The organism is Oleiphilus sp. HI0043 (assembly GCF_001634935.1).
Window position 1 is genome coordinate 1 of record NZ_LWEY01000211.1, and the last position, 692, is coordinate 692.

A 692-nucleotide genomic window follows, 5' to 3' on the forward strand; every position below is an offset into this window, starting at 1 on the left:
CGCTTTACCTACTTCTCTCCATGACCGAAGGTAACTAAGGTTTAGCTTTAGGTACTTTCCGCCTTGATCATCTTCTAGCAAAAAAACACGTGGTTCACCACTAATGTCATTTGCAAGTAGGGAGTGTCTATTTCGCTGGACATCTGAACTAACAAACTCGCCAACCGCATTTAGTATCTTTGTTTCAACCTTAGGTAAAGATGCAGCCTTACTCCATGAGGCTTCAGTAAGAACACCTCCCGCTGGCACTAGCTTCACCTGTAGCTCGGCAGTATTGCGCCTAACACCTTGAAGTAAGTTTGCCAGTAAAGCAACCTGCCCTGTCATCCCGGACTCACGCACAAGCTCATACAACGGTGAGCTTTCGGCAATAGCCTGAGTCATTACATAACCCTGCTGGATTAACTGCTGGCTAGTTTTTACGCCCTGCTCTTGCCAAAAAAAATCGAGCATTGGCCAAACTTTTCCTGGCGAAGAGTACAAGCGCAGCCAGGTCTGATCTTCAATTGACTCAACCAAATATGGATCTGCACTTAAAGCTGCCGTAGCATTTGGAGGTTTAGGTAGCTCATAACCCTCCTGATCAGAACTGGCCGCTTTACGATCAACGTTCGGAATAGGATAACGAGAACCAATTTTTAGATCTGAATACCCCTCCGGCACAGTAATCCTTTGGCTTGTCTCAGCAGCAT

1 protein-coding gene is annotated in these 692 nt (G+C 46.2%); it reads right to left on the reverse strand.

Annotated features, from left to right (window positions below):
• On the reverse strand, window positions 1-692 hold a 692-nt coding region (gene bamC / locus A3729_RS03465), incomplete at both ends, for an outer membrane protein assembly factor BamC (RefSeq protein WP_156497620.1).